The following is a 4,240-nucleotide window of genomic DNA, read 5'->3' on the forward strand; positions in this document are numbered from 1 at the left end:
AGGTAAGAGTAGTCTGATGATATATGAGCAGTTCGGAGAACTGAAGTTTAAATATCGTAATCGAGAGTTCTGGTGCTGTGGCTACTATGTTGATACGGTGGGTAAGAATAAGGCAAAGATCGCCGAATATATCAGGCATCAACTGACCGAGGATAGGCTTGGAGAACAGTTAAGTATCCCGTACGCCGGAAGCCCGTTTACGGGCCGCTGGTAACAGAAACGCAGATGCCAGGCCGTACATGCGCCTGTGAGGGCGCGGCTGGTAAGAGAGCCTTACAGGCGCACAAGAGGAACCACCGGCTATGCCGGTGGACCCCCTTTGTCAGCATGAGCGCTGGAAACTCACTCAGGGAAGATCCGGAAGAGAGGCATGCGCAAGGCCCTGAAGGGAAGGGGCCCCCGACAAGAAAGGTTTTGCCCCGGTTTTGGGGAGATGTGCAAAATATCATGTGCCGTCCTCGGAAAGAGAGCGGGCCTTTGCGCAGCATCTCTTGACATTATTTCTGTTTTGGAAGTAACGTAATTCTGCTTATGCCTCTGCGGCGTGAGTTTTGGTTTCGTGTAAAGACCAGGAGGAGGTCACCCTATGAAGAAGCTGCTGACGTTCGGCTCCGCCGCTCTGATAGTCGCCGCTTTGGCTCTGCCGGTCGGCGCCGCGCAGTTCGCACATATCCCTGCCGGGCCCATTAAAATGGAACTGACCGAAAAGCCCGTGTATTTCGATCATACCATCCATACCACGCAGGACTGCACGGCCTGCCATGCCAAGATGCCCGTCCACTTCCCCCCGCTGGCCGTTGATACGGAGAAGCAGTGTGCCGTCTGCCATCACAAGGTGGCCGGTACCACCCCCAAGTTCAAGTGCGGCACTGCAGGCTGCCACAATCCCGAGGACAAGCAGGCCGAGCGCAGTTACTTCAAGATTGTGCATGACCGCGAAATTTTCGGCAAGGGGCATGTGGCCGACTCCTGCCTCGGCTGCCACAGCGAAGTGGCAAAGACCCGTCCTGAGAAGAAGCAGGCCCTTACCGGCTGTGCCGGTTCCGCCTGTCATCCCAAGCAGAATTAAACGTGTTTCCGGTGTTGCCCCGCCTTTTCTGGGGCGGGGCAAGCCGCAAGCAGCGTTCTCTGCCGTTGCGCGCCGCCCCCGGAATGGGGGCTTTTTTTTCGCCCTTACGCAAGGCTTGCCTTTTGTCGGCAGTTGTATATCTTTGAGCCACACTTTTCTGTTACCGCCAAGAGGGGGATCATGGAAGAAAAAGCGTTTTCTTCAGAGCAGCCTGAAGAAGTCATCGAGCTTTTGGATATCGTGGGGCAGACCTGCAGCGAAGAGACCGGAAGTGTGAGCGGGCAGGAGAGCCCCGCCCCCACGGTCGCCGAGGAAGAGAAATTTGCCGCCGAGCCCTCGGGCGAAGAATATTCCGGGCCGGAAGCCATACATTCTTCCCCCGAGGAGTCCCTGCTCCAGCCCTGCGAAGGGGAAGACGAGCCTTCTCTCGAAAGGCAGAGCGATAAAGCCCCTGTGGGAGAAGAAAACGTGGAGCCGGAAGTTCTCCCTTCTGAAAAAGCGGATGTTTCTGCGGAAGAGGAGGGCGCGCTGCGTTCTCTGGAAGAGCGCCACAGAGCCGAGGTGCGGGCGCTGGAAGAGCGTCTTGCCGCTGCGGAAAAGGTCTGTGCGGAACTTGCAGAAAGCGTGGAGAGCCTCAGCCAGCAGCTTGCCCAGGCCGGGGCCATGTTCATGGAAGATGCCTCCGTTCGTCTCAATATGGAGGAAATGGTCAGCCGTATGCTTGACGCCCGGCTTCCTTCTGCCGAAGAGCAGGAAGGTTCTTCCGGTGAAGGGGATCTTGCCGTACGTTTGGAAGAGCTTGAGCGGCGCATGGAGGAAGGGCAGGCGCGCAGCGAACAGCTGGCCGCCCTTGCCGCCGCAAAAGTCATCCGCGAAGAAATAGCCGCCATAAAGGCGGAATACGCCCACTCCGCGAGCTGAAATCATATTTTCGCCGCATCCGCGGCTGTGAGCCTTCCTGTGAGGCTCGGTATTCCCTTGTGCCGAGCGCAGCATGTCTGCGCCGAAAATCCATCTGGAGTTTTTCGTTTCATGAGTTCCTTTGTTACAGGTCAGATCATCGAAGCGCGTTGCACGCGCTGTAAGGATGTGACCGGCCATGTCGTCATGGCGTGTCTGGACGGCATGCCTGTCAAGGTGGAGTGCCGCGCCTGCGGCAGTGTACATAAATATGTTGCGCCCGAGGCCCACGCCCGCCCCAAGGTGGAAAAGACCGTGAGCGTGAAGGCCGGGCACAACCGTGTGGAAGCAGTGGACGCCACAGTGAAGGCTGAAAAGCTTGCCGCCGCGCCCCGTCCCACCCGTGAACAGCAGCAGAGCGCACGCCGCTCGGAAGAGAATGAACAGCGCTGGAACAGCCTCGTGGCCGGACGGGCCGGCATTCCCGCTGCCTACAGCATGAATGGTTCCTTTGCCGTGGATTCTCTGGTTGATCATCCCGTGTTCGGTACGGGCGCGGTGCTGGAACTTTTTCCTCCCGATAAGATGGATGTGATGTTCAAAGACGGCGTGAAGCGTCTGCGCTGCGTCTGCTGACGCTCTCCAGCGGGAAAGGGGCCTGGGAAAGTCCCGAGACCTGTCGGCAACGGCCCATCCCCGCATTCTTCGCAACATGCCCGCGCGACAGAGCTCCGGTTGCTTCAGAGAAGCATGTTTTTCAGCAGGGCCGCCCGCGCGCCTTCCCCATGCCGCCGAAGGCCGCTTCCGTGCGGCTTTCCGGCGTAAAGAGTGCGAAAATTATGGATGGAATATCCATTTTTTGCTTGCATCCGGGAGCCAATCAGGCAACACTCTGAATACAGGACTTTTCATGGAGGCGCCATGTTCGTCTTTGCCAATCTTTTCACCACCATTGCCGGGCTTCTGAGTCTGGTGATCAATCTTTACACCTTTGTCGTCATCGTGGCGGCTTTCCTTTCATGGGTGAGGCCCGATCCCTACAATGCCATTGTCCGCACGTTGAGGGGCCTGACGGAACCGGTGTTCTACCGTGTCCGCAAGATGTTCCCCTTTGTGATGGTCAACGGTATCGACCTTTCCCCCATCGTGGTGCTTGTCGCGCTGCAACTGTTAAACGGCGTGGTCGTGCAGTCCCTGCTCCAGCTGGGGCTGCGCCTGACCGGCGTGTAAAAAGTAGAGGAGGCCGGTTTGCCGGCCTGTTCCCTTCCACCCCAACACAATGGAGTCTGTGCCATGGAAGAACGTGATCTCAAGATTGTGGAACAGTACGGCGATACTGATCCTGAACTGAAGACTCTCTGGGAAGAGCACATGCTGTATGAAAAGCAGCTTGCCAAGTACGAAGGCAAGAAGTACCTCACCCCCAGTGAAGAACAGGAAGTGAAGATGCTCAAGAAGCAGAAGCTGGACGGCAAGACCCGTCTGGCTGCCGCTCTCGACAAATATAAGAAGTAAGCGCCTTGCCCTGCTTTCCCGGCAGGGGCGTTTTTTGTCGGCCCGGGGGAGGTCCCCGGGCCGGGTGTGGCCGTTCCCGCCAAGGCGGCACGGCCATTCTTTTGTGTTTCAGGCCAAAGGCCATGGTTTGCCGTTCCATGCCGCGGGCCGGATTCCCGTCATTTTCCTTTCAAGGTATAAAAAAGACCATGGCAAACGTACGATCCACCTATACCGACAGTGTGCATTTTTATGGGCAGGAAGACCCCCGCGAACTGGTCTCCCGTTTCGGTTCTCCCTTGTATGTGTACAATGAGAACATACTGCGTTCCTGCTGCCGCGACCTTACAGGACTTTCCAGCCTTCCCGGCTTTCATGTGAACTATTCCGCCAAGGCCAATACCAATCCCGCGCTTTTGCGTATCATCCGCTCTGAAGGCTGCGTGGTGGACGCCATGAGTCCCGGCGAGCTTCATATCAACAGCCTCGCGGGTTTCACCCCTGAGGAAATCACCTACGTCTGCAACAATGTGAGCGCCGAAGAGCTGAAGAACGCCGCAGATCACGGCTGCGTGGTGAGCGTGGATTCTCTCTCCCAGCTGGAGCTTTTCGGCAAGGTCTGTCCCGGCGGTCGCGTCATGGTGCGCTTCAATCCCGGTATCGGCGCCGGCCACAGCGACAAGGTAGTCACCGGCGGCAAGAAGACCAAGTTCGGCGTGGATCCCGACATGCTTCCCGAAGTGCGGGAAATAATTAAAAAGTACGATATTCAGCTGG

General features: G+C 57.4%; 6 protein-coding genes and 1 pseudogene. All 7 read left to right on the forward strand.

The genetic code is table 11. The features are described 5' to 3' along the window. Positions 1-214 (forward strand): transposase (locus tag K8W16_RS01135; RefSeq protein WP_304120427.1); only part of this gene is annotated, 214 nt, incomplete at its 5' end. A 372-nt stretch (positions 215-586) separates the two neighbouring features. Next, entirely contained in the window at positions 587-1,069 is a 483-nt protein-coding gene (locus tag K8W16_RS01140; RefSeq protein WP_304120428.1) for a cytochrome c3 family protein, read from the forward strand. A 180-nt stretch (positions 1,070-1,249) separates the two neighbouring features. After that, positions 1,250-1,990, forward strand: coding sequence for a hypothetical protein (locus K8W16_RS01145; RefSeq protein WP_304120430.1), 741 nt, complete (start codon positions 1,250-1,252; stop codon positions 1,988-1,990). 111 nt (positions 1,991-2,101) lie between these two features. Beyond that, positions 2,102-2,605, forward strand: a complete 504-nt coding sequence (locus K8W16_RS01150; protein ID WP_304120432.1) for a hypothetical protein — start codon at positions 2,102-2,104, stop codon at positions 2,603-2,605. Positions 2,606-2,890: 285 nt separating this feature from the next. Next, entirely contained in the window at positions 2,891-3,199 is a 309-nt protein-coding gene (locus tag K8W16_RS01155; protein WP_304120433.1) for a YggT family protein, read from the forward strand. 63 nt (positions 3,200-3,262) lie between these two features. Further along, positions 3,263-3,484, forward strand: a complete 222-nt coding sequence (locus K8W16_RS01160) for a DUF465 domain-containing protein (RefSeq protein WP_304120434.1) — start codon at positions 3,263-3,265, stop codon at positions 3,482-3,484. A 188-nt stretch (positions 3,485-3,672) separates the two neighbouring features. Beyond that, positions 3,673-4,240, forward strand: a pseudogene (locus K8W16_RS01165) (diaminopimelate decarboxylase); the annotation flags it as partial.

The organism is Mailhella massiliensis (genome assembly GCF_020741395.1).
GTDB classification, from domain to species: Bacteria; Desulfobacterota; Desulfovibrionia; order Desulfovibrionales; family Desulfovibrionaceae; genus Mailhella; species Mailhella massiliensis_A.

Coding starts and splice junctions, on each gene's coding strand:
- K8W16_RS01140 (WP_304120428.1), top strand. CDS start 587: ATGAAGAAGCTGCTGACGTTCGGCTCCGCCGCTCTGATAGTCGCCGCT.
- K8W16_RS01145 (WP_304120430.1), top strand. CDS start 1,250: ATGGAAGAAAAAGCGTTTTCTTCAGAGCAGCCTGAAGAAGTCATCGAG.
- K8W16_RS01150 (WP_304120432.1), top strand. CDS start 2,102: ATGAGTTCCTTTGTTACAGGTCAGATCATCGAAGCGCGTTGCACGCGC.
- K8W16_RS01155 (WP_304120433.1), top strand. CDS start 2,891: ATGTTCGTCTTTGCCAATCTTTTCACCACCATTGCCGGGCTTCTGAGT.
- K8W16_RS01160 (WP_304120434.1), top strand. CDS start 3,263: ATGGAAGAACGTGATCTCAAGATTGTGGAACAGTACGGCGATACTGAT.